General features: G+C 68.2%; 21 protein-coding genes and 1 pseudogene. 15 read left to right on the top strand and 7 right to left on the bottom strand.

Going from position 1 to position 20,760, the window contains the following annotated elements; all coding sequences use genetic code 11:
- Positions 1–226 (bottom strand): annotated as a pseudogene (locus tag P3H15_RS07465) (RNA degradosome polyphosphate kinase); the annotation flags it as partial.
- A gap of 626 nt (positions 227–852) precedes the next feature.
- Between P3H15_RS07465 and P3H15_RS07460 the strand changes: the two are divergent.
- Positions 853–1,032, top strand: a complete 180-nt coding sequence (locus tag P3H15_RS07460) for a hypothetical protein (RefSeq protein ID WP_276136622.1) — start codon at positions 853–855, stop codon at positions 1,030–1,032.
- A 299-nt stretch (positions 1,033–1,331) separates the two neighbouring features.
- On the opposite strand, the gene P3H15_RS07455 is transcribed toward P3H15_RS07460, so the two are convergent.
- The 4 genes from P3H15_RS07455 to P3H15_RS07440 all read right to left on the bottom strand — a co-directional run bounded on the left by P3H15_RS07455 (position 1,332) and on the right by P3H15_RS07440 (position 4,654).
- Complete coding sequence (locus tag P3H15_RS07455; protein WP_276136621.1) at positions 1,332–1,700, bottom strand: Lsr2 family protein; 369 nt, start codon at positions 1,698–1,700, stop codon at positions 1,332–1,334.
- Between the two features lie 262 nt (positions 1,701–1,962).
- Complete coding sequence (locus P3H15_RS07450; protein ID WP_276136620.1) at positions 1,963–2,085, bottom strand: hypothetical protein; 123 nt, start codon at positions 2,083–2,085, stop codon at positions 1,963–1,965.
- 53 nt (positions 2,086–2,138) lie between these two features.
- Positions 2,139–3,560 (bottom strand): wax ester/triacylglycerol synthase family O-acyltransferase, encoded by a 1,422-nt coding sequence (locus tag P3H15_RS07445; RefSeq protein WP_276136619.1) that lies wholly within the window; start codon positions 3,558–3,560, stop codon positions 2,139–2,141.
- Between the two features lie 512 nt (positions 3,561–4,072).
- Positions 4,073–4,654 carry an NAD(P)/FAD-dependent oxidoreductase gene (locus P3H15_RS07440; RefSeq protein WP_276136634.1) on the bottom strand — a complete coding sequence of 194 codons (582 nt, stop codon included), beginning with the start codon at positions 4,652–4,654 and terminating at the stop codon, positions 4,073–4,075.
- Between the two features lie 258 nt (positions 4,655–4,912).
- On the opposite strand from P3H15_RS07440, the gene P3H15_RS07435 reads away from it, so the two are divergent.
- The 3 genes from P3H15_RS07435 to P3H15_RS07425 are packed head-to-tail and all read left to right on the top strand — an operon-like array spanning position 4,913 to position 7,146.
- A complete protein-coding gene (locus P3H15_RS07435; protein ID WP_276136618.1) occupies positions 4,913–5,572 on the top strand; it encodes a TetR/AcrR family transcriptional regulator in 660 nt (219 codons plus the stop codon).
- A gap of 29 nt (positions 5,573–5,601) precedes the next feature.
- On the top strand, positions 5,602–6,792 hold the full coding sequence (locus P3H15_RS07430; protein ID WP_276136617.1) for a hemerythrin domain-containing protein: 1,191 nt from the start codon (positions 5,602–5,604) through the stop codon (positions 6,790–6,792).
- A 57-nt stretch (positions 6,793–6,849) separates the two neighbouring features.
- A complete protein-coding gene (locus P3H15_RS07425; RefSeq protein ID WP_276136616.1) occupies positions 6,850–7,146 on the top strand; it encodes an MTH1187 family thiamine-binding protein in 297 nt (98 codons plus the stop codon).
- On the opposite strand, the gene P3H15_RS07420 is transcribed toward P3H15_RS07425, so the two are convergent.
- Entirely contained in the window at positions 7,131–7,325 is a 195-nt protein-coding gene (locus P3H15_RS07420; protein ID WP_276136615.1) for a hypothetical protein, read from the bottom strand. The two genes, P3H15_RS07425 and P3H15_RS07420, sit on opposite strands and share 16 nt — an antisense overlap.
- Before the next feature lie 45 nt (positions 7,326–7,370).
- On the opposite strand from P3H15_RS07420, the gene P3H15_RS07415 reads away from it, so the two are divergent.
- The 8 genes from P3H15_RS07415 (at position 7,371) to P3H15_RS07380 (ending at position 18,201) form a co-directional block, all read left to right on the top strand.
- Entirely contained in the window at positions 7,371–7,925 is a 555-nt protein-coding gene (locus P3H15_RS07415) for a DinB family protein (RefSeq protein ID WP_276136614.1), read from the top strand.
- A gap of 151 nt (positions 7,926–8,076) precedes the next feature.
- Positions 8,077–8,748, top strand: coding sequence for a HemK2/MTQ2 family protein methyltransferase (locus P3H15_RS07410; protein ID WP_276136613.1), 672 nt, complete (start codon positions 8,077–8,079; stop codon positions 8,746–8,748).
- Positions 8,749–8,910: 162 nt separating this feature from the next.
- On the top strand, positions 8,911–12,597 hold the full coding sequence (locus P3H15_RS07405; RefSeq protein WP_276136612.1) for a nitrate reductase subunit alpha: 3,687 nt from the start codon (positions 8,911–8,913) through the stop codon (positions 12,595–12,597).
- Positions 12,597–14,255 carry a nitrate reductase subunit beta gene (gene narH / locus P3H15_RS07400; protein ID WP_276136611.1) on the top strand — a complete coding sequence of 553 codons (1,659 nt, stop codon included), beginning with the start codon at positions 12,597–12,599 and terminating at the stop codon, positions 14,253–14,255. The genes P3H15_RS07405 and narH overlap by 1 nt, the downstream gene beginning before the upstream one ends.
- The gene (gene narJ, locus P3H15_RS07395; protein ID WP_276136610.1) at positions 14,252–14,905 is read left to right on the top strand and encodes a nitrate reductase molybdenum cofactor assembly chaperone; all 654 of its coding nucleotides are present in this window, start codon (positions 14,252–14,254) and stop codon (positions 14,903–14,905) included. The genes narH and narJ overlap by 4 nt, the downstream gene beginning before the upstream one ends.
- A gap of 1 nt (position 14,906) precedes the next feature.
- Positions 14,907–15,638 carry a respiratory nitrate reductase subunit gamma gene (narI, locus tag P3H15_RS07390; RefSeq protein WP_276136609.1) on the top strand — a complete coding sequence of 244 codons (732 nt, stop codon included), beginning with the start codon at positions 14,907–14,909 and terminating at the stop codon, positions 15,636–15,638.
- Positions 15,639–15,711: 73 nt separating this feature from the next.
- Positions 15,712–17,058, top strand: a complete 1,347-nt coding sequence (locus P3H15_RS07385; protein ID WP_276136608.1) for a pitrilysin family protein — start codon at positions 15,712–15,714, stop codon at positions 17,056–17,058.
- 36 nt (positions 17,059–17,094) lie between these two features.
- Complete coding sequence (locus tag P3H15_RS07380; RefSeq protein WP_276136607.1) at positions 17,095–18,201, top strand: alcohol dehydrogenase catalytic domain-containing protein; 1,107 nt, start codon at positions 17,095–17,097, stop codon at positions 18,199–18,201.
- Positions 18,202–18,216: 15 nt separating this feature from the next.
- Here the strand turns inward: P3H15_RS07380 and P3H15_RS07375 are convergent, their stop codons facing one another.
- Positions 18,217–18,702, bottom strand: coding sequence for a MarR family winged helix-turn-helix transcriptional regulator (locus tag P3H15_RS07375; protein ID WP_276136606.1), 486 nt, complete (start codon positions 18,700–18,702; stop codon positions 18,217–18,219).
- A gap of 91 nt (positions 18,703–18,793) precedes the next feature.
- On the opposite strand from P3H15_RS07375, the gene P3H15_RS07370 reads away from it, so the two are divergent.
- The 3 genes from P3H15_RS07370 to P3H15_RS07360 all read left to right on the top strand — a co-directional run bounded on the left by P3H15_RS07370 (position 18,794) and on the right by P3H15_RS07360 (position 20,749).
- On the top strand, positions 18,794–19,411 hold the full coding sequence (locus P3H15_RS07370; RefSeq protein WP_276136605.1) for a TIGR03086 family metal-binding protein: 618 nt from the start codon (positions 18,794–18,796) through the stop codon (positions 19,409–19,411).
- Positions 19,412–19,514: 103 nt separating this feature from the next.
- Positions 19,515–20,273: a 4-hydroxy-tetrahydrodipicolinate reductase gene (gene dapB / locus P3H15_RS07365; RefSeq protein ID WP_276136604.1), complete on the top strand. Its 759-nt coding sequence runs from the start codon at positions 19,515–19,517 to the stop codon at positions 20,271–20,273.
- Positions 20,270–20,749 (top strand): hypothetical protein, encoded by a 480-nt coding sequence (locus P3H15_RS07360; RefSeq protein WP_276136603.1) that lies wholly within the window; start codon positions 20,270–20,272, stop codon positions 20,747–20,749. Before dapB ends, P3H15_RS07360 begins: the two co-directional genes overlap by 4 nt.
- Positions 20,750–20,760 lie beyond the last annotated feature (11 nt).

Here is a 20,760-nt window from a genome sequence, read left to right as displayed (position 1 = left end):
AGATGGCGAGGAATTTGGCGCGCTCGAGCAGCGGAAGCGAGGTGTCCTCGGCGAGGGCAAGTACTCGTGAATTGAAATCGAGCCAGCTGAGTTCGCGGTTGAGATAGCGATTTTCGGGGAGTCCGTCGGCGAGCGCACTCGGCACTGTGCTGGTCGCGGCAGGTGGCGCCCCGGGAATGGTCGGCGGGGGCGCGAGGACGCGACCGTCGCGCGAACCGTCCTCCACGTGCACGTCGGTGTTCGGATGGAGTGCTTCGCCGTTGCTCACCCGACGATCATCCCTCGAGAATTCGGCTCTGGACAGTCGACGGCGGCGTCCACGCTGGTGCCGCAATGTCTGCTGTGCCGCGCCTCGCGCGCACGATGGCCGCGGTATACGGCAATCGTGCCCGTGCTGTTCGTCCGGGCCGTTCGAAGAAGGAGCCTGAGCAGGTAAAATCGGGGAGTGTGGCGGTGAGCTGGGGCAGAAGTCATGTCGACCTCACCTTCGCGAAACGCACTGGTTGCTCCAGGCCGCAACGATGGTAATTCGCTCCCCGTACCGTCAAGTACATCAAGTGGATGAGGCGACACACTCATGACCAATCAGGAATCCCGCAACCCACGCCTCGATCGCATCCCCGAGGTCCTCACCGCCGAACGGCAACTTCCCTGTCTCGCCGCCGAAGACGATCCCCGCACACCGTGACGGGCCCGCCGAGGCGCGGAGGAACCCAGCGGCCCCGCACCTCCGCGGTCGGCGGCAACGTTTCGACCACCGAATCGACGCCGAAGCATCGGCATGGTGCGGTTGGGCGGCGTGACGTGATGGGTTCGCGCACAGTGCTGGGGAGAGTGCCGGTGGTCCGGGTTGTGACGGTGCTGGCGGGAGTGGTTTGCCTGGCGATGGGTGGGGTGTCAGGTCTCGCGTTCGTGCTCGGGACCGATGTGATGACCGCGCCGGCGAAAGTTGTGGTCGCGGTGACCACCGCCGGGTTTCTCGTCTCGGGCGTGGTGCTGGTTGCTCGTGTTCACTCTCGTCGACCCGAATGATGTGCGACAGAGGACGATATGGTCGGCGCCGTCGACTTCCGGTATCCCCACGGACGCAAACGGCATTCATGACTACGCATGACTTCGCAACGGGTTGGCGTGATCGTGTGCGAGCTGGAACGACAGCGCCGAATTAGCACAATGATTGCTTTTTCTGTGTTCTCCAGAATGGGTGAGATTCTGACGAGGGGGTGAATGTGTTCGGCAAACTACGGCGCGGCTCCCGCCGACGCTCCGTGTGTGAATTCCGCTCGCTCCTCAGCCCTCCCATTCCAGCAACGGCGCTCTCGTGGCGGTCGTCAATGAGCAGCGTCGTACGCTTCTGTGATCTCGATGGGAATGCGCCCTCGGCCCCCGATGTCATAGCCCTGTTTCTGTGCCCATTCCCGCACTGCCCTCACCTGGTCACGGTCCCGCCGCACAGGTTTCTGCTTGGCGCCCCCACCCGACGTCAGTGTGCCCGCGGATCGACTCATGCGACCACCCACCTTTGTGGCGTGATCGATGTAGTGGTCGAGTTTATTGTGGAACTCCTTCGCATTCTTCGCCGACAAGTCGATCTGGTAGTCGATTCCATTCACGGAGAAGGCGATTGTCTCTCCCTTTCCCTCCGCTATGGAAGTTCCGTCGATATCGTCAACGTGTTCGACTACTATTTGGCGCGCCATTCCCACTCCTCAGTCGCTTTTGTAAACCCACTCTACGTCCAGTGCACAATGCGCGCCTCGATCAACACAAGGACATTCTTGGCAGAAAAAGACCTCATGCCCGAGACAGGTCAGCACTCGAATCCATAGCCGAAGTGTTCGCGGTCGAGGGACGGCGATACTCGCTGCCCGCAGGTCGGTTGCGGGCAGCGAAAGGGTTCTGTCACATCGGACGGCCGTTCGTGACTGTCGAGGTCCGGGGGAGATGATGGAGGTGGGGGTGTCAGCCGTTGGCGTGGAAGGGGACGCCGTGTCCGCGGCGGCGCGGGGTGGGGCGGCGGAGGATCGCATGGACGGCGGCGGTGCCGCCGAGTAGCAGTATGAGCAGTGCCTTGTGGATGTTCACAGAATTCCTTCTACTGGGCGGACGCCGGTGTTGTGTCGGTGGTGCCGGTGGAGTCATAGGCCGACGACGCGTTCGAGGGCGTCGAGTTCGGTGTCGAGGTGGTCGAGCATCGGGTGCAGGTTCGGGACGGTGCGCCGGCAGCCGGTCAACCCGAACACGAGTTGGTCATCGCTGCTGGTGCAGGTGATGTTCAGGGCTTGTCCGGTGACCGGGATCGACAGGGGGTAGAGGGAGTCGAGGTGGGCGCCGTTCCAGTACAGCGGGGTGTCGGGTCCGGCGACGTTGGAGATCACCAGGTTGAACGGCGGCCGCTGCGGTCCTCGGCGGCCGAGGAGCATTTCGATTCCGAGGGGGGCGGCGCCGACGGCGCTCATCGCCAGCACTTGGGCGGGGCTCATGGCACGGAGGGCGTGTTTGCCTTCGCGCATGCAGGTGCGCACGGTGTCGAGGCGGTGGGCGGGGTCCGGTAGGTGGGTGGCGAGGTTGCACATCAGGACCCCGATCCGGTTCCCGTTGACGGATTCCGTATCGGTGTCGGAAGTGTTGGGGCGCAGGGACACCGGGACCATGGCGATCAGCGGTTCGGCGGGCAGCGCACCGAGGTCGTGCAGGTAGCCGCGCAGTGCCCCTGCGGACATCGCGAGGATGATGTCGTTGACGGTGGCGTCGGCGTGCTTGGCGAGCAGTCGTATCCGTTCGAGTGGCCAGGTGCGGGCGGCGAAGTGGCGGGCGCCCCCGATCGCGACGTTGAACATGGTGTGCGGTGCCTGTGTGGACAGGGGGCCGCCCTTGGCGCGTAGGGCGCGTTCCACGGTGCCGGCCAGCGCCGGTGCCAGGCCGGCGACCTCGCTCGACGCGTTGCGGGCGCCGCGCAGGACCTGACCCGGAAGGTCACGCAGGTTCGGCGGCGTCGATGATCCAGGTTCTGGCGGGGCCGCGTCGGTCGCGGTCACGGGGGCGGCGGGTTGCCAGGGGGCGGGCATGCCAGTGCGCGTGGGGTCCTCGCTCATGCTGCGGCGCAACAGGTTCATCGCGGATGCGCCGTCGGCGAGGGCGTGGTGGATCTTGGTGTATACCGCGTAGCGGCCGTCGTCGAGGCCTTCGATCAGGTGCATCTCCCACAGTGGGCGGGTGCGGTCGAGTGAGGTTCCGTGCAGCCGGGCCACCAGGGTCATCAGTTCGGGCATGCCACCCGGTTGGGGGAGGGCGTTGCGGTGCACGTGGTAATCGACGTCGACGTCGGTCGCGGTGTCCCAACCCCACTGTCCCAGGGTGGTGACCGATCGTCGGGCCTGCTTGCGGAAGAGTGGTGCCACCTCGTCGGAGGTTGCAGCCGTCTCGAACATCGCCCCGATGTCGGCTGCGTCGGCGCCGTCCGGTGGAGTGAATACTGCCAGGCCGCCGACGTGCATCGGATGTTCCCGCGACTCGCCGAGGAGGAACAGTGAATCGGTCGGTGACATCGGCAGCAGCATGTCGGGTGTCCCTTCCGGCCCCGCTCGCACACCCGCACTGCCACTACGGGGTTCCCGGGAACCTTGTATTCAGCTCTAGGTAATCGAGTCGTAAGATAACGGTCAGGTGTGGTTCATGTCACAATCTGGCATCTCTCATTCAGTTGTACAGGATGCGCGGACATCCGCGCGAGGCCGAAAGTCCCGGATAGGACAAGTCGGGCAAGCGAACAGGTCGGCCAGGCGGGGCGGGGCGGACTCGGCGCCTGGTGGTAGTGGTGTCCACGCGCACGTTCCGCCGGTTCGGCAACACCGAAAACCGGTGGAAAGTAGGTAGTTCGATCCTTGCACTGCGGGATCAGGGTGCGGTGGCGGCGACGTGCCGCCTGTATTGGTCGGGCGCGACGCCGAGGCGTCGCAGGAATGCCGGGCGATCCGGGGGATCCCATGTCGGCGAGGCGAACCCGGCGTCAGTTCTGCGGCCGGCGGGGCGGGCGCGCTGCGGGCCTCGTCGGCGACGGTGCGGCGTCGGCTTATCGCGGAGGAGTACTTCGGTGCGCGGGTGCGCGGGTGGAGGACGGCTGCGGTGGTGAGGGCTTCGGCGGTGGCGAGGAGGCGCCCTGGCCCGCTGCCGGTGACATGCCGTGGGCGGCGTCACCGTTGATCAGGGCCCGTTGATCTCCCCAGGAGGGTAGGTCTGGTACGCGTTCGGCGTTGCAGGCGAAGATCGTCGGGGTCGACTCGAGATGGCGGCGGGCGCCGGGGACCGGGGTGGGGAATGCGGCGGTCAGCTCGCGCGTCCAATCCTGCGAGGAGTGCATGCCGACGCCGGCCTGGGGGAGCGCCGGGCGGGTCAGCCGGGCGAACCAGAAGATCCCCGTGCTGCCACCGTCGAGAATGCCGAAGGTGTGTTCTGCGTGGCGGAAGAACGACAGCACCCCGGGTTCGGGGTCGGTGTGGCCGGGGATGCCGGCGTCGTGGCCGTAGAGCACGACCTGGTCGTCGTAGACCGGTCCGGTCGGGCAGGCGATGATCTCTCCGCGCACGATCGAGGACATTCCGTCGCACCCGACGAGCACGTCCGCGTCGACGACCCGGCCGTCGGCCGTGTGCAGTCGCGCACCGTCGGGGGAGGTAGTGCCTGACCGGACACCGTCAGGTAGGCGCCGTCCTCACCCGCGGAGTCCGGTTCCCGCCGCTCGTACACTGTCACCCGGTGCCCGTGGCCAATGGCGGCGATCGCGACGGTTCTCGGACCGGCCACAGTGTGCCTGGAAGGGGCGCTCCTCGATCGTGTTCGGGTGCGGACGGGCGCGTCGCCGAAATGGCTTGAACAGGGTTGTATTGAAAACTCATGAGTTCTAAGATTGGGTATGGCCACGGTCGAGCACGACTCGGCGGTGCCGGGCGGATCCGGGACCCGCCGGTACCGATCTCCGCTGCGCCGCATGCAGGCGGCGCAGACGCGGGCGGTCGTGCTCGAGGCCGCCACCCGGTTGTTCGCCGAGCGCGGCTGGGTCGCGACAGGGGTGCGTGATGTCGCGCGGGCCGCGGAGGTTTCCGTCGAAACCGTCTACACGACATTCGGATCCAAGGCCGACCTGTTGAAGTCGGCGCTGGAGGTTGCCATCGTCGGAGACGACGCTGAGGTGCCGTTGGCCGACCGGCCCGTCTACACGGCGATCCGAACGGGGCGCACGACCAGTGACCGCATCGAGTCGGGTGCCCGCATGATCGCCACGATCAACGAGCGCATCTACCGCCTGGCCGTGGCAATCCGCCAGGGTGCGACGGCGGATGCCACGCTCGCAGCGGTGGCCGCCGACCTGGAGGGGCAGCGCAGGCGCTCGGTCGCCGACGTCGCCGACCTGATCGTGGGTCGTCACGCCGATCCCGGTCAGGTCGACGAACTGTGGGTCCAGGCCCACGACCAGGTCTACGCCCTGCTCGTGGACGAATGCGGTTGGAGCCGTGTCCGTTACGAGTCGTGGTTGATCGACCGCATCGAAGAAATCCTCGACCGCCCGGTGTGACACACCGGCGCCTTTGTCTGGAGTAGGTCATGACTACCGACGCTCGGCATTCTGCCGACACTCGCATCATGCGCATCGTCCACAACGCGCTGCGCCGCGATATCGCACGCGCCGCGGAGGCGCTGCACATGACACCTCCGCCCGCGCAGGCCCAACGGGTCGCCCTCGCCGATCATCTCGTGTGGATGATGCATTTCCTGCACCTGCACCACAGCGGCGAGGACCGTGGGCTGTGGCCGCTGGTCCGCGAGTTGAACCCGGACGCCGGGCCGCTGCTCGACGTGATGGACGCCGATCATGCGCGAATCGTCCCCGAGATGGAGCGGGTCGTCGCTGCGGCAACCGACTATCGTGCGCATCCGGCTGCCCGAGAGGAACTTTCGCGTTCCCTCGCCGCTCTCGGGCAGGTTCTGCTGCCGCATCTGCACCGGGAGGAGGACGAGATGATGCCGATCGTCGCCCGAACCCTGACCCGTGGTCAGTGGGACGACGTGGAACAGCAGGTGTTCATTGCCTCGAAGACCAAGCGGGAGCTGGGGATCGAAGCTCACTGGCTCGTCGACGGTGTCGATCGGGAGGACTACGACGTCACCGTTCGCAAGGTCGGTCCCGCCACCCGGTTCATGCTGCTCCATGCGTTCAAACGACCGTATCGGCGGGCGTGCGCCTCCCGGTGGGGCGCCGACCTCGACGTGAGCCCGCGGCATCACCGGCCGGCCCGCACCGAGGGCTCGGCAGAATTGTGGATCGACGTCCCGGCCCGGCCGCTGTACGACGTGGTCGCCGACGTCACCCGCATCGCCGAACGCAGCCCCGAGTGCCGCAGCTGCGCGTGGCTACCGGGACGGTCGCCGGGGACCGTGGGCGCCCGATTCCGGGGACACAACCACGCACATCACATGCGGTGGTCCCGGGTCTGCGAGGTGACCGTCGCCGATACGGGCAGGAAATTCGCATTCCACACGGTGTCGGACCGACGCAACCCGCTGTACCACGACTCGACCACCTGGTCGTACACGTTCAAGGCGGACGGCGACGGGACCCGGGTGACGCACTCGTATCGGATCGACGTACTGCCGTACCGCCCGCTGCTCTCGCTCTACTCACACCTCCAGCCGCAGCACCGCGACATGCGGCCGCAGATGCGGCAGAACCTGGAGGCGCTGCGACGGCAGGCGCACGCCGGCACGGCTACCGGGTCCCTGCCCCGAACGGCCTAGCGGGAGCGGACGAGGTGATTCAATGGTGGTCATCGATCCCCACGGCAAGGAGAGCGCATGCTGGTGGCATTCAGCGTCAGCCCGATGGGCGGGGACTCCGACAGTGTCGGTGCCGCGGTCGCCGCGGCCGTGCGTGTTGTCCGCGAATCCGGGCTGCCCAACGAGACCACGTCGATGTTCACCACCGTCGAGGGTGAGTGGGACGAGGTGATGGCGGTCGTGAAGCGCGCGACGGACGTTCTGCTGGAACAGTTTCCGCGGGTCAGTCTGGTGCTGAAGGCGGATATCCGGCCGGCGCGCAGCGGTCAGCTTCGGGCGAAGGTCGAGACCGTGGAGCGTCACCTGGCCGAGTGACCGTTCTCGCCGGAGTATGGGTGGGCGAGTTCCGTGCCGATCCGGGCGGGTTCGGCGCGGACGAAGAAGCCGGACACCAGGGAGCGGCGGATCGAACGGACGGTCATGCCGGCCGCAATGAAACTGCGGGCCAACCATCCGGGTGTCCGGATCCGGGACGGTGTGCGGTAGCACGTCACGGGATATTCCGACGTCCGGTCGGCGACCGGGAGAGGGGAGCACGAATGGACTGGCCGCACGAACTTGCCGATCAGCTCAGCTGGCACTGGGACCATCAATTGCGCCCACGGCTGGCGGGGCTGACCGATGAGGAGTACATCTGGGAGCCTGCCCCGGACTGCTGGAGTGTGCGACCGAGAGGCCGCTCGCAGGCTCCCGTTCAGGGCGGCAGCTGCGAGTTCACCATCGACTTCGCCTTTCCCGCGCCGGACCCGCCGCCGATCACGACCATCGCCTGGCGGCTCGGGCACATCATCGTCGGCGTCTTGGGCATGCGGATCGGCAATCACTTCGGCGGCCCGCCCATGGACTATCAGACGTTCGACTACGCCGGTACCGCTGCGCAGGCGCTCATCCAACTCGACGAGCAGTACGACGCCTGGTGCGAAGGCGTGCGGGGCCTGGGAACCAGCGGTCTCACCCAGTCGTGCGGGCCGAGCGAGGGACCGTTCGCGGACTACCCGATGGCGGCGCTGGTGTTGCACATCAATCGCGAGGTCATCCACCACGGTGCCGAAGTGGCGCTGCTGCGCGATCTGTACCTGCGACGACCGGCCTAGCGTTCGCCCGCGACGCGGGCGAGCCGGCGGACGAGGGTCCGCACGACCGAGCCGTAGGACGTGAACAACGGGTGAATTGGGCCGTGTCGAGTTGCGTGTAACTCGCGGTACTGGCCACGCTAGTAGGGAACGGCGAGGGAGGGAGCCGATCATGCTCGTTCGTCTACCCGGGGTGTATCGCCCCCAGCGCGACACGTGGCTGCTCGCCGAGGTGCTGGCCGCCCGAGAACTCGGGCCGGGCACCCGTGTGCTCGATCTCTGCTGCGGCACAGGCGTGTTGAGTGTCCAGGCGTGTGCGGCGGGCGCCGGTTGGGTGACAGCGGTCGACGTGTCCCGCCGCGCCGCGATCAGTACGTGGCTCAATGCCACACTGAACCGGCGGACGATCCGTGTGGTGCGGGGCGATCTGGTGGACGCCGTCCGGACCCTTCGCTTCGACGTGGTGGTGGCCAACCCGCCCTACGCGCCGGCGACCGACGACGGCAGGCCGGGCCGGGTCCTCGCGCGGGCTTGGGACGGGGGCGTCGACGGGCGCGCCGTGCTGGACCGGATCTGCAGCGAAACCCCGGACCTCCTCGCCCCCGGCGGCACCCTGCTCCTCGTCCAGTCGACGCTCAACGGGGTGGACAAGACGCGGGCGATGCTCGAGGAACGGGGACTGCGGGTGGACGTGGTGGCGTCGGAGGACGTGCCGTTCGGTCCCGCACTCGCGTCCCGCACGAGGATGCTGGAGGCACGGGAGATGATCCGGCCGGGCCAGCGCACCGAGCGCATCGCGGTGCTGGCGGCGACCGACCTGCGGTCCGGCGACACGCGGCACTGACCCGGCGAGCGCATCGACCCGATTCCGGTGTTTGTCCGATTCGCCACGATCCCGCGGCAACTGCGGTTCCATGGATGGGTGCGTTCAGGACTTCGTGAGGTATCGAATTCGACGCGGACCCCGAATCCGGCGTCGGCCCACTCGACCTGAAGGAGAGCAGACGTGGTCATCCCGCACACCGGTGGTCCCGCGGAGGAAGCCCTGCTCAGGGGAGGGCGGTTCTTCACTCCGGGTGTGTTCTCGGACGATCTGCGCACCGTCACCCGGGAAGGCGGGCGGCAGGGCGACGTCTTCTACCGGGACCGCTGGAGCCACGACAAGGTGGTGCGGTCCACCCACGGCGTGAACTGCACCGGATCGTGTTCGTGGAAGATCTACGTCAAGGACGGGATCATCACGTGGGAGACCCAGGAAACCGACTACCCGTCGGTGGGTCCGGACCGCCCCGAGTACGAACCCCGCGGCTGCCCCCGCGGTGCGGCGTTCTCCTGGTACACGTACTCGCCGACGCGCGTGCGGTATCCCTACGCGCGCGGTGTTCTCGTCGAAATGTACCGGGAGGCCCGTGAGCGCCTCGGTGATCCGGTGGACGCGTGGGCCGACATCCAGGCCGACCCCGCGCGTCGCCGGAAGTATCAGCAGGCCAGGGGCAAGGGTGGGCTCGTGCGGGTCACCTGGGCCGAGGCCACCGAGATGATCGCCGCGGCGCACGTGCACACGATCAGGGAATACGGCCCCGACCGGATCGCCGGGTTCTCGCCGATTCCCGCGATGTCGATGGTGTCGTTCGCCGCGGGATCGCGGTTCGTCGAACTTCTCGGTGGCGTCATGACCTCGTTCTACGATTGGTACGCCGATCTTCCGGTCGCGTCGCCGCAGGTGTTCGGGGATCAGACCGATGTTCCCGAGTCCGGCGACTGGTGGGACGCGGCGTATCTGATGATGTGGGGGTCCAACGTCCCGGTCACCCGGACTCCGGACGCCCACTGGATGGCCGAGGTGCGGTATCGCGGCACGAAAGTCGTGTCGATCAGCCCCGACTACGCCGACAACACGAAATTCGCGGACGAGTGGATGCCGTGCGCCGCGGGCACGGACGGCGCGATGGCGATGGCGATGGGACACGTGATCCTGTCGGAGTTCTTCGTGACGCGGCGCGAACCGTTCTTCGTCGACTACGTGCGGCAGTACACGGATCTGCCGTTCCTGATCGCGCTCGAGGAACGCGACGGCCGCCTCGTTCCGGGAAAGAACGTGACCGCCGCGGACCTCGGTGAGTCGAGCGAGAACGCCGCGTTCAAACCCGTCCTGGTGGACGGCGCCACGGGCGAGGTGGTGGTGCCGCACGGCTCCCTCGGATTCCGTTACGGCGACGAGGGCGTGGGGAAGTGGAATCTGGACCTCGGTGACGTCGTTCCCGCGCTGACGGTCGTCGCGCCCGACGGGGAGGGCGAGACCGCCGCGGTGCACCTGCCGCGGTTCGACACCCCGGACGGCCACGGCGAGACGCTGGTGCGCGGTGTGCCGGTCCGCCGGGTCGGCGACCTCCGGGTGTGCACCATCTTCGACCTCCTGCTCGCCCAGTACGGCGTTGCTCGGCCCGGGCTTCCCGGTGACTGGCCCGGCGGCTTCGACGACGCGGCCGTCCCGTACACACCGGCGTGGCAGGAACCGATCACCGGGGTCGCGGCGGCGCAGGTGGTCCGGATCGCCCGCGAGTTCGCGACCAACGCCGTCGACTCGGGCGGGCGTTCGATGATCATCATGGGCGCCGGGATCTGCCAGTGGTTCCACGGCGACGCGACGTACCGGGCGGTGCTGAGCCTGCTGTTGCTCACCGGGTCGATGGGCCGCAACGGCGGCGGGTGGGCCCACTACGTCGGGCAGGAGAAGTGCCGTCCCGTCACGGGATGGGCGACGGTCGCGATGGGCACCGACTGGAGTCGCCCGCCGCGCCAGATGGCGGGCACGTCGTATTGGTACGTCCACACAGACCAGTGGCGGTACGACGGGTACCGCGCCGACGCCCTCGCGAGCCCCACCGGCCGGGGAAACTTCCGGGGCAGGCACACGATGGACGTGATGACGTCGGCCGTCTCGATGGGGTGGACGCCGTTCTACCCGCAGTTCGACCGCTCCAGCCTCGACCTGGCCGACGAGGCCCAGGCCCAGGGACGCGACGTCGTGGAGCACGTGACCAGCAAATTGGCCTCGGGGGAGCTGAAATTCGCGATCACCGACCCGGATGATCCGCGGAACTGGCCGCGCGTGCTGAGCGTGTGGCGCGCGAACCTGCTCGGTTCATCGAGCAAGGGTAACGAGTACTTTCTCCGTCACCTCCTGGGCACGACGTCGAATCTGCAGGCGGAGCCCACCCCCGAGCACCTTCGCCCGAACGACGTCACCTGGCGCGACGACATCCCGGAGGGCAAACTCGACCTGCTGATGTCGATCGACTTCCGGATGACGTCCACCACGTTGCTGTCGGACGTCGTCCTCCCCGCCGCGACCTGGTACGAGAAGTCCGACCTGTCCAGCACCGACATGCACCCGTATCTGCACGCCTTCTCTCCGGCGATCGACCCGCCGTGGGAAACCCGTTCCGATTTCGACGCTTTCGGTGCGGTGGCGCGGGCGTTCAGCGTGCTGGCGCGACGGCATCTCGGTGTGCGCCGCGACGTCGTGATGGGCACGTTGCAGCACGACACCCCGGGAGCGATGGCATACCGGGGCGGCACCGAACAGGATTGGCGCGCACACGGTCAGACGCCCGTCCCGGGCAAGACGATGGGTCCGCTGGTGGTGGTCGAACGGGACTATCCCGCCGTCGCCGAGAAGTGGGCGGCGCTGGGCCCGCTCGTCGAGTCGGCGGGGCTCACCACCAAAGGCGTCACCACGCATCCGGACCGAGAGGTACGCGAACTCGCCGCCGGGCACGGCGTCCTCGACTCCGGCGTCGCCGCGGGTCGGCCGGCGCTCGACACCGCCGAGAAGATGGCCGAGACCATCCTCGCGTTGTCGGGGACGTCGAACGGCAGACTCGCCGTCCAGGGATTCCGCGAACTCGAGAAGCGGACGGGCACGCCGCTCGCGCACCTCGCCGAGGGGAGCGAGGAGCGCCGGATCACGTTCGCCGACACCCAGGCCCGGCCGGTTCCGGTGATCACCAGCCCCGAATGGTCGGGCAGCGAGACCGGCGGCCGCCGGTACGCGCCGTTCACGGTGAACATCGAGGAGCTGAAGCCCTTCCACACGCTGACCGGGCGCATGCACTTCTTCCTCGACCACGACTGGATCGAGGAACTGGGGGAGCAGTTGCCCATCTACCGCCCGCCGCTCGACATGGCCCGGTTGTTCGGCGAACCCGCCGTGGGCGATCGGCAGGGCGGGATCGGGCTGAGCGTGCGCTATCTGACCCCGCACTCGAAATGGTCGATCCACTCCGAGTATCAGGACAACCTGTTCATGCTGTCGCTGTCGCGGGGTGGGCCCACCATGTGGATGAGCCCGAACGACGCCGCGAAGATCGAGGTGCGGGACAACGACTGGGTGGAGGCGGTCAATCGCAACGGGGTGGTGGTGTGCCGGGCGATCGTCTCGCACCGGATGCCGGACGGCGTCGTCTACGTCTACCACGCGCAGGAACGCACCATCGACGTGCCACTCACCGAAACGACCGGACAGCGTGGGGGCATCCATAATTCGCTGACCCGGCTGCTGATCAAGCCGTCCCACCTGGCCGGCGGCTACGCGCAGACGTCGTTCGCGTTCAACTATCTGGGGCCGACCGGAAACCAGCGCGACGAGGTGACGGTGGTGCGCCGTCGCTCGCAGGAGGTGACGTACTGATGCGTGTCATGGCTCAGCTCGCGATGGTGATGAATCTCGACAAGTGCATCGGCTGCCACACCTGTTCGGTGACGTGCAAGCAGGCGTGGACCAATCGCTCCGGTACCGAGTACGTGTGGTTCAACAACGTGGAAACCCGGCCCGGCCAGGGCTATCCGCGCACCTACGAGGACCAGGAGAAGTGGCGCGGCGGGTGGGTGCGGGACGGCAAGGGGCGGCTGCGCCTGCGGGACGGCGGCCGGTGGAAGAAGCTCTCGCGGATCTTCTCGAACCCGAAGATGCCGTCCATCGACGACTACTACGAACCCTGGACGTACGACTACGAGAACCTCACCCGCGCCCCGCTCGGCGAGCACATACCCGTCGCGGCCCCGCGCAGCCTGATCAGCGGCAGGCCGATGAAGGTGGAGTGGTCGGCGAACTGGGACGACGACCTCGCGGGTTCGCCCGAGATCCTCCCGGACGATCCGGTGCTGAAGAAGGTGAGCGACACCGTCAAGCTCGAGCTCGAAGAGACGTTCATGTTCTACCTGCCGCGCATCTGCGAGCACTGCCTCAACCCGTCCTGCGTCGCCTCCTGCCCGTCGGGCGCGATGTACAAGCGGTCCGAGGACGGCATCGTGCTCGTCGACCAGGACAAGTGCCGCGGCTGGCGGATGTGCGTGTCCGGATGCCCGTACAAGAAGGTGTATTTCAACCACAAGACCGGCAAGGCCGAGAAGTGCACGTTCTGTTATCCGCGCGTCGAGGTGGGACTGCCGACCGTGTGCGCGGAGACGTGCGTCGGCCGGCTGCGCTACATCGGCCTGCTCTTCTACGACGTCGACAAGGTCCTCGCCGCGGCCTCGGCGGAGAACGACACGGACCTGTACGAGGCGCAACTCGACCTCCTGCTGGACCCCCGCGACCCCGCAGTCGTGGAGGGCGCCCGCGCGGAGGGAATCTCGGACGAATGGATCGAGGCGGCCCAGAATTCGCCCGTCCACGCCCTGATCAAGGACTGCCGGGTCGCGCTTCCGCTGCATCCGGAATTCCGGACGATGCCGATGGTCTGGTACGTGCCGCCGCTGTCGCCCGTCGTCGACGCCGTCAGCCGCGACGGTCACGACGGCGAGGACGTCGGCAACCTGTTCGGTGCGCTCGACTCGTTGCGGATCCCGGTCGAATACCTGGCGGGACTGTTCACCGCGGGCGACACCGAGGTGGTGGACGGTGTCCTTCGCCGCCTCGCGGCGATGCGGTCGTACATGCGCGACATCAACCTCGGCCGCGAGCCGCAGCCCCACATCCCGGCCGCGGTCGGGATGACGGAGGAACAGATCTACCAGATGTACCGGTTGCTGGCGCTCGCGAAATACGAAGAGCGGTACGTGATCCCCACCGCCTACGCCGCCGACGGACACCGCCTCGAGGAGACGGCGACGGAATGCGCACTCGACTTCGAGGGCGGCCCCGGCATGCACGAGTCCGGTCCCTTCGGTGAGGTCAGCGGCGGCCCGGTGCCCGTGGCGGTCGAGACATTCCACGCGCTGCGCGAGCGGCAGACCACCGGCGAGATGTCCGCCAACGCGAGCCACCCGTCCCGCGTGAACCTACTGAACTGGGACGGCAAAGGCGCCCCGGCCGGCATGTTCCCCGAACGGAGCGAGCAGTCGTGACCGGACTGTTCCGCCGTCGGCGTGGGACTACCCGCGATCGCCTGGTGTGGCACGCGGCGGCACTGCTGCTCGCGTATCCGGACGACGGCCGGGACGAGCGTCTCCACGTCGTCGCCGACATCCTCGGGCACGTGCCGCCCGATTCGGGGCGGCTGCTCGCGGAGGTGCATCGCTTCCTGTGCGGGACGGACCCGTACGTGGCGGCGGCGCAGTACGTCGAGACGTTCGATCTCCGCCGCCGCACGACGCTGTATCTGACGTACTGGACGGCGGGCGACACCCGCAACCGCGGCCGCGAGATCCTGGCCTTCGCCGACACCTACCGCCGCGCCGGTGTCGAACCGCCGAAGGACGAGTCGGCCGATCACCTGACGGTGGTGCTCGAGTTCGCCGCGCTCGTCGACGCCGCCGCGGGTGCGGGACTCCTGTCGGCGCACCGGGTTCCGCTCGACATGCTGCATGCGGCGCTCGGCGAGACGGGCTCGCCGTACGCCGGCGTCGTCGCGGCCGTGTGCGGCACACTGCCGCCCGCCTCCGACCGGGACGTGGCGCGGGCGCGGCAACTCGCCGCGGCCGGGCCGCCCGCCGAGACCGTCGGGCTCGAGCCCTTCACCCTGACCGTTCCACCGCGCCGCGAAGGAGCGACCTGACATGTCAGCCGGTGAACTCTTCTGGGACATCGTGCCGTACGTCACGCTGGCGATCTTCGTGGTCGGCACGTGGTGGCGGTACCGCTACGACAAATTCGGGTGGACCACCCGCTCTTCGCAGCTCTACGAGAGCCGGTTGCTGCGGATCGGCAGCCCGCTGTTCCACTTCGGCATCCTCGTCGTGATCGCCGGCCACGTCATCGGCCTGGTCGTCCCGCAGTCGTGGACCGACGCGATCGGGATGAGCGAGCACGCCTATCACCTCCAGGCCCTCGTGCTCGGCGCGATCGCGGGGGTGGCAACTCTGACCGGTGCCCTCGTCCTGGTGTACCGGCGGCGCACCCGCGGTCCGGTGTTCACGGCGACCACCTGGAACGACAAGCTGATGTACGCGGTGCTGCTCGCCGCGATCGTCGCCGGGCTGGCGACCACCCTGCTCGGATCCGGCGTCGTCGGCGAGGAGAGCAACTACCGCGAGACGGTGTCGCCGTGGTTCCGGTCGATCTGGATTCTGCAGCCCCGCGGCGATCTGATGGCGCAGGCGGCGCCGGCCTTCCACATACACGTCGCGATCGCTCTGGTGTTGTTCGCGCTCTGGCCGTTCACCCGGCTCGTGCACGCCTTCAGCGCTCCCGTGGGCTATCTGTTCCGCCCCTACATCGTGTACCGCAGCCGCGACGTCGCCCGAAACGGCGAGCTCATCGGCTCGCAACCCCGTCGTCGAGCCTGGTGAACCACTGTCGGGGGCCGCGTGTAAAGTTTGCCGTTCGACGACGCCCAGCTTTCGAGGACCGCTGAACCACTACATGGCCAAGATCGATCGCAGCCGCACTGCCGCACTCACCCAAGCGCCGACCCTGCACGAGCCGGATGCCGGCGTCCGGCGCACCGTGCTCCCCGGCGGGCTCCGGGTGGTCACCGAATACGTTCCCGGTGTCCGATCCGCCTCCGTGGGCGTCTGGGTGGGTGTCGGATCACGCGACGAGCAACCCACCGTCGCCGGGGCCGCGCATTTCCTCGAGCATCTGCTGTTCAAGGCCACGCCGTCGCGCAGCGCTCTCGACATCGCGCAGGTGATGGACGGCGTCGGCGGCGAGCTCAACGCCTTCACGTCCAAGGAGCACACCTGCTTCTACGCGCACGTGCTCGACGACGACCTGCCGCTCGCCATCGACCTCGTCAGTGACGTCGTCCTGCGCGGCCGCTGCCGGTCCTCCGACGTCGACGTCGAACGCCAGGTGGTCCTCGAAGAGATCTCGATGCGCGACGACGATCCGGAGGACCTCCTCGGCGACGCGTTCCTGACCGCCCTGTACGGCGACCATCCCGTCGGCAGGCCGGTGATCGGCAGTGTCGAATCCATCGAATCGATGACCCGCACCCAACTCCACTCGTTCCACGTGCGGCGCTACACGCCGCCGCGCATGGTGGTCGCCGTCGCCGGCAACGTGGAGCACGAACACACCGTCGAGCTGGTGCGGCGCGCGTTCGCCGGGCACCTCGAATCGGCCTCCGAACCGGCTCCCCGACGTGCAGGCACCCTGCGCCTGCGCACGGAGCCGGCACTCAGCCTGACCAACCGGGACAGCGAACAGGTCCACCTCTCGCTCGGGGTGCGCGCGTTCGGGCGGCACGAGGCCCATCGCTGGGCGCTGTCGGTCCTCAACGCCGCCGTCGGCGGCGGGCTCAGTTCCCGGCTCTTCCAGGAAGTGCGGGAAATCCGTGGCCTGGCATATTCCGTGTACTCGGGCATCGACACGTTCTCCGACACGGGCGCGTTCTCGATCTACGCCGGGTGTCAGCCCGAGAACCTCGGCGAGGTCACCACGGTGATCCGCGAGGTGCTGTCGAACGTGGCGGCCGAGGGCATCACCGACGCCGAGTGCGCCCGCGCCAAGGGTTCGCTGCGGGGCGGACTGGTTCTGGGACTGGAGGATTCGGGTTCCCGGATGCACCGTATCGGTCGCAGTGAGCTCAACTACGGCAATCACCGCAGCATCACCGAAACCCTGAGCAAGATCGACGCGGTCACCACCGACGAGGTCCGCGACGTCGCGAGGGTCCTGCTGCAGCGCCCGTTCGCCGCCGCCGTCGTCGGACCGTATCGTCGCAGGCGCGACCTGCCGGCCTCGGTGCGCGGCATCGTCCGGTAACGAGGATTCGCCGAACACCGACAGGAGCAGCCCGACATGAAGATCCGTGGAGCGGTACTCGAGGAGATCGGGAGAACGCGCCCGTTCGCCGAGTCGGCGCCGATCTCGATCTCCGAACTCGACCTCGACGAGCCCGGTGCGGGCGAGATCCTGGTCCGGATCGAGGCGGCGGGTCTGTGCCACTCCGATCTGTCCGTCGTCGACGGCAACCGCGTGCGCCCGGTCCCGATGCTGCTCGGGCACGAGGCGGCGGGGCGGATCATGCAACTCGGCGCCGGCGTCGACGACGTCACGGTCGGACAGCGCGTGGTCATGACGTTCCTCCCGCGCTGCGGAGAGTGTGAAGGCTGCGCCACCGACGGTCGCATGCCGTGCGTGCCGGGGACCAGCGCCAACAACGGCGGAACCCTGCTCGACGGGGGAGCGCGACTGCACCGCGGCGGCGCCACCGTGCACCACCATCTCGGGGTGTCCGGATTCGCGACGCACGCGGTCGTCAACCGGCGCTCGGTCGTTCCCGTCGGCGACGACGTCCCCGCCGACGTGGCGGCCGTGCTCGGATGCGCCGTCCTCACCGGCGGCGGCGCCGTCCTCAACGCGGGCGACCCGCAACCCGGCCAGGCCGTGATGGTCGTCGGGCTCGGCGGCGTGGGAATGGCCGCGATCCTGACGGCCGTGTCCCGGGGCGCCGGTGAGGTCATCGGCGTCGACGCCGTGCCCGCGAAATTGCAGACCGCCCGCGAACTCGGAGCGACCGCGGTCTACACCCCGGCGGAACTCGAGGAAGCCGGTGTTCGGGCGCCCATCGTCATCGAGGCCGCCGGGAACGCACGCGCGTTCGAATCGGCTGTTCGCGCAACCTCTCCCGGGGGCAAGACGATCACCGTCGGACTGCCGTCCCCGGACGCGCAGTCGTCGATCTCCCCGCTCACCCTGGTGGCGGAGGCCCGCACGATCATCGGCAGCTACCTCGGCTCGGCGGTGCCGTCCCGGGACATCCCGATCTACGAGGACCTCTGGCGCTCCGGGAAGCTTCCCGTCGAGAAACTCATCTCCTCCCGCATCACCCTCGACGACATCAACCGCGGCATGGACGAACTCGCCGACGGCAGGGCGATCCGGCAGATCATCGTGTTCGACTGATTCGCGCGGATTCCGTCAGTCGGAGTCGCTCGGGCGCCCCGTGACGTCTTCGACGGACAGTGCCGACAACGCGATCAGGCCGGCCAGAAAACCGGCCCGGTCCCGCTCCGGCAACCGGGCGAGGAGTCGCTCCTCGCCCCGCCGGATCGCCGCCTGCGCCGAATCGCGCACCCGATGCCCATCGGGGGTCAGCGACAGCAGCCGGGCCCGGCGGTCCGCGGGATCGCGCTGCCGGTCGATCAGGCCGCGGTCCTGCAGTTCGTCGAGCACGCCGATGATCCGGGTCTTGTCGGCGCCGATCGTCTCCGCGAGAGCGGCTTGGGTGCGCAGCGGGTGCTCGTCGAGTGCGAGGAGTACGACGTAGCCCCACATGGTCAGCCCGTGCTCGGCGAGCACGGGGAGTTCTGCCGCCAACAGTGAGCGGTTCAGGGTGGTCGTCATCGCGGCGAGGTCGGGGCGGGTGCGCTCGTGCTGTCCGTTCTTCGGGTCGAGGCTCGGCATACCGCAGAAAATACACCTTGACCGATAATCTACTTGAGTAGATGATAAGCGATAGCGTATTAATTCGTTTCGAAGGTCGGAGGTACCGACGATGGATGTGGACGAGGTCCGGCGCTGGGATGCCCGCGCCGTCGAGGCGAGTGTGGAGATCGTGTCGCACGTGACGGGTGGCGACCTGCAGCGCGCGACACCGTGCGCGCAATGGACCCTCGGCGAACTGCTGGCTCACATGACCGTGCAGCACCTGGGGTTCGCCGCGGCGGCCGCGGGCGACGGACCCGACCTGTCGCACTGGCGGCCGCATGCGTCGGCGAACCCGGTTGCCGCCTATCGCGCGGCGGCGGACACCGTCGTCGAGGCCTTCGCCCGCGACGGTGTCGGGGAGCGGCAGTTCTGGCTACCGGAGATCAGCACCGAGTTCCCGTTCCCCGCGGCCACCGCCGTCGGGTTCCACTTCCTCGACTACGCCGTCCATTCGTGGGACGTCGCGCGAGCACTCGACCTCGACTTCGCGCCGGAAACCGGCATGGTGGCCGCGGTTCTCCCTATCGCCCGCCGCGTGCCGGACGGTGCGGACCGGTTGCGCGAGGGCGCCGCGTTCGCCCCGGGATCGACCGCCGGCGCCGACTCTGCGGATTTCGACGCGGTGCTGTCGCTGCTCGGCCGATCACCGCACTGGCACCCGGGATACGAGCCCCACCGCGTGTGAGGACGAGACGCAGGTCTCCCACGCCGCCCCTGCACAGCGGTCGGCACCCGGCGATTGCGTAGGCTTTCGGGCGAATCGTTGTGACTGGACGGAGCGTGGAGAAGTGAGCGCAGCAGCACCCATCAGAGTCGGGGTTCTCGGGGCCAAGGGCAAGGTCGGACGGGCGATCTGCGAGGCGGTGGAGCAGGCACCGGACCTCGAACTCGTCGCGGAGGTCGATCACGGCGACCGGCTCGAGTCGTTCGTCGAGGCCGGCACGCAGGTCGTCGTCGACTTCACCCACCCCGACGTGGTGATGGACAACCTGAAGTTCCTCGTCTCCAACGGCATTCATGCCGTGGTGGGCACCACCGGATTCGACGACACGAGGCTCGACACCGTGCGGTCGTGGCTGACCGAGCGCCCCGACGTCGGGGTCCTGATCGCCCCCAACTTCGCGATCGGCGCCGTCCTCTCCATGCGCTTCGCCGAAGCGGCAGCACGATTCTTCGATTCCGTCGAGGTCATCGAGTTGCACCACCCCAACAAGGCGGATGCGCCGTCCGGCACCGCCTACCGGACCGCCGCCCTCATCTCGGAGGCACGCCGCAAGGCCGGCGTGGGACCGAGCCCCGACGCGACGACCACCGAACTGGACGGTGCGCGCGGCGCCGACGTGGACGGCGTGCGCGTCCATTCCGTGCGGCTCGCAGGTCTGGTCGCCCATCAGGAGATCATCCTCGGCACGCAGGGCGAGACGCTGACCATCCGCCACGATTCGATCGACCGCAACTCCTTCGCCCCCGGCGTCCTGCTCGGTGTGCGGGAGATCGGCAACCGCCCCGGTCTCACCGTCGGTATCGACCCCCTTCTCGACCTGTGAAGGACGGCTCGACCAAGACCGTCGTCACGATCGGACTGCTGGTCGCGGCCCTGGCGTTCTACTTCGTCCTGCTCGGGCAGCGCGGCATCGAGCTGATCCAGGACGGCGGTGCGGCGGCGATCGGCCTGGGTATCGGCGTCCTGATCCTGCCGTTCCTGGGTGCCTGGATCGTCTACGCCACGCTCCGCGCCGGATTTCAGCACCAGCATCTGTCCCGCCGCATCGCCGACGAGCGACTCGAACTGGATGTCACCGATCTCCCGAAGCGTCCCTCGGGTCGCATCGACCGAGACGCGGCCGACGCACTGTTCCAGCAGGTCAAGTCCGAATGGGAAGCAGACCCGGACAACTGGCGGAACTCCTACCGGCTCGCGCGCGCCTACGACTACGCCGGCGACCGCGGCCGGGCCAGGGAAACGATGAAACGAGCCGTGGAACTCGAACGCGTCGAACGGGAAGCCGGGTCCGGCCGGTAGGGCACGGAACC

This window comes from Rhodococcus sp. T2V, from assembly GCF_029269925.1.
GTDB classification, from domain to species: Bacteria; Actinomycetota; Actinomycetes; order Mycobacteriales; family Mycobacteriaceae; genus Rhodococcus_F; species Rhodococcus_F koreensis.
Note: the sequence above shows the minus strand (reverse complement) of the source record. Positions and strands in the feature narration are given on the sequence as shown.

Coding starts and splice junctions, on each gene's coding strand:
- P3H15_RS07455 (WP_276136621.1), bottom strand. CDS start 1,700: ATGGCGCGCCAAATAGTAGTCGAACACGTTGACGATATCGACGGAACT.
- P3H15_RS07445 (WP_276136619.1), bottom strand. CDS start 3,560: ATGCTGCTGCCGATGTCACCGACCGATTCACTGTTCCTCCTCGGCGAG.
- P3H15_RS07435 (WP_276136618.1), top strand. CDS start 4,913: ATGGCCACGGTCGAGCACGACTCGGCGGTGCCGGGCGGATCCGGGACC.
- P3H15_RS07430 (WP_276136617.1), top strand. CDS start 5,602: ATGACTACCGACGCTCGGCATTCTGCCGACACTCGCATCATGCGCATC.
- P3H15_RS07425 (WP_276136616.1), top strand. CDS start 6,850: ATGCTGGTGGCATTCAGCGTCAGCCCGATGGGCGGGGACTCCGACAGT.
- P3H15_RS07415 (WP_276136614.1), top strand. CDS start 7,371: ATGGACTGGCCGCACGAACTTGCCGATCAGCTCAGCTGGCACTGGGAC.
- P3H15_RS07410 (WP_276136613.1), top strand. CDS start 8,077: ATGCTCGTTCGTCTACCCGGGGTGTATCGCCCCCAGCGCGACACGTGG.
- narH (WP_276136611.1), top strand. CDS start 12,597: ATGCGTGTCATGGCTCAGCTCGCGATGGTGATGAATCTCGACAAGTGC.
- narI (WP_276136609.1), top strand. CDS start 14,907: ATGTCAGCCGGTGAACTCTTCTGGGACATCGTGCCGTACGTCACGCTG.
- P3H15_RS07385 (WP_276136608.1), top strand. CDS start 15,712: ATGGCCAAGATCGATCGCAGCCGCACTGCCGCACTCACCCAAGCGCCG.
- P3H15_RS07380 (WP_276136607.1), top strand. CDS start 17,095: ATGAAGATCCGTGGAGCGGTACTCGAGGAGATCGGGAGAACGCGCCCG.
- P3H15_RS07375 (WP_276136606.1), bottom strand. CDS start 18,702: ATGCCGAGCCTCGACCCGAAGAACGGACAGCACGAGCGCACCCGCCCC.
- P3H15_RS07370 (WP_276136605.1), top strand. CDS start 18,794: ATGGATGTGGACGAGGTCCGGCGCTGGGATGCCCGCGCCGTCGAGGCG.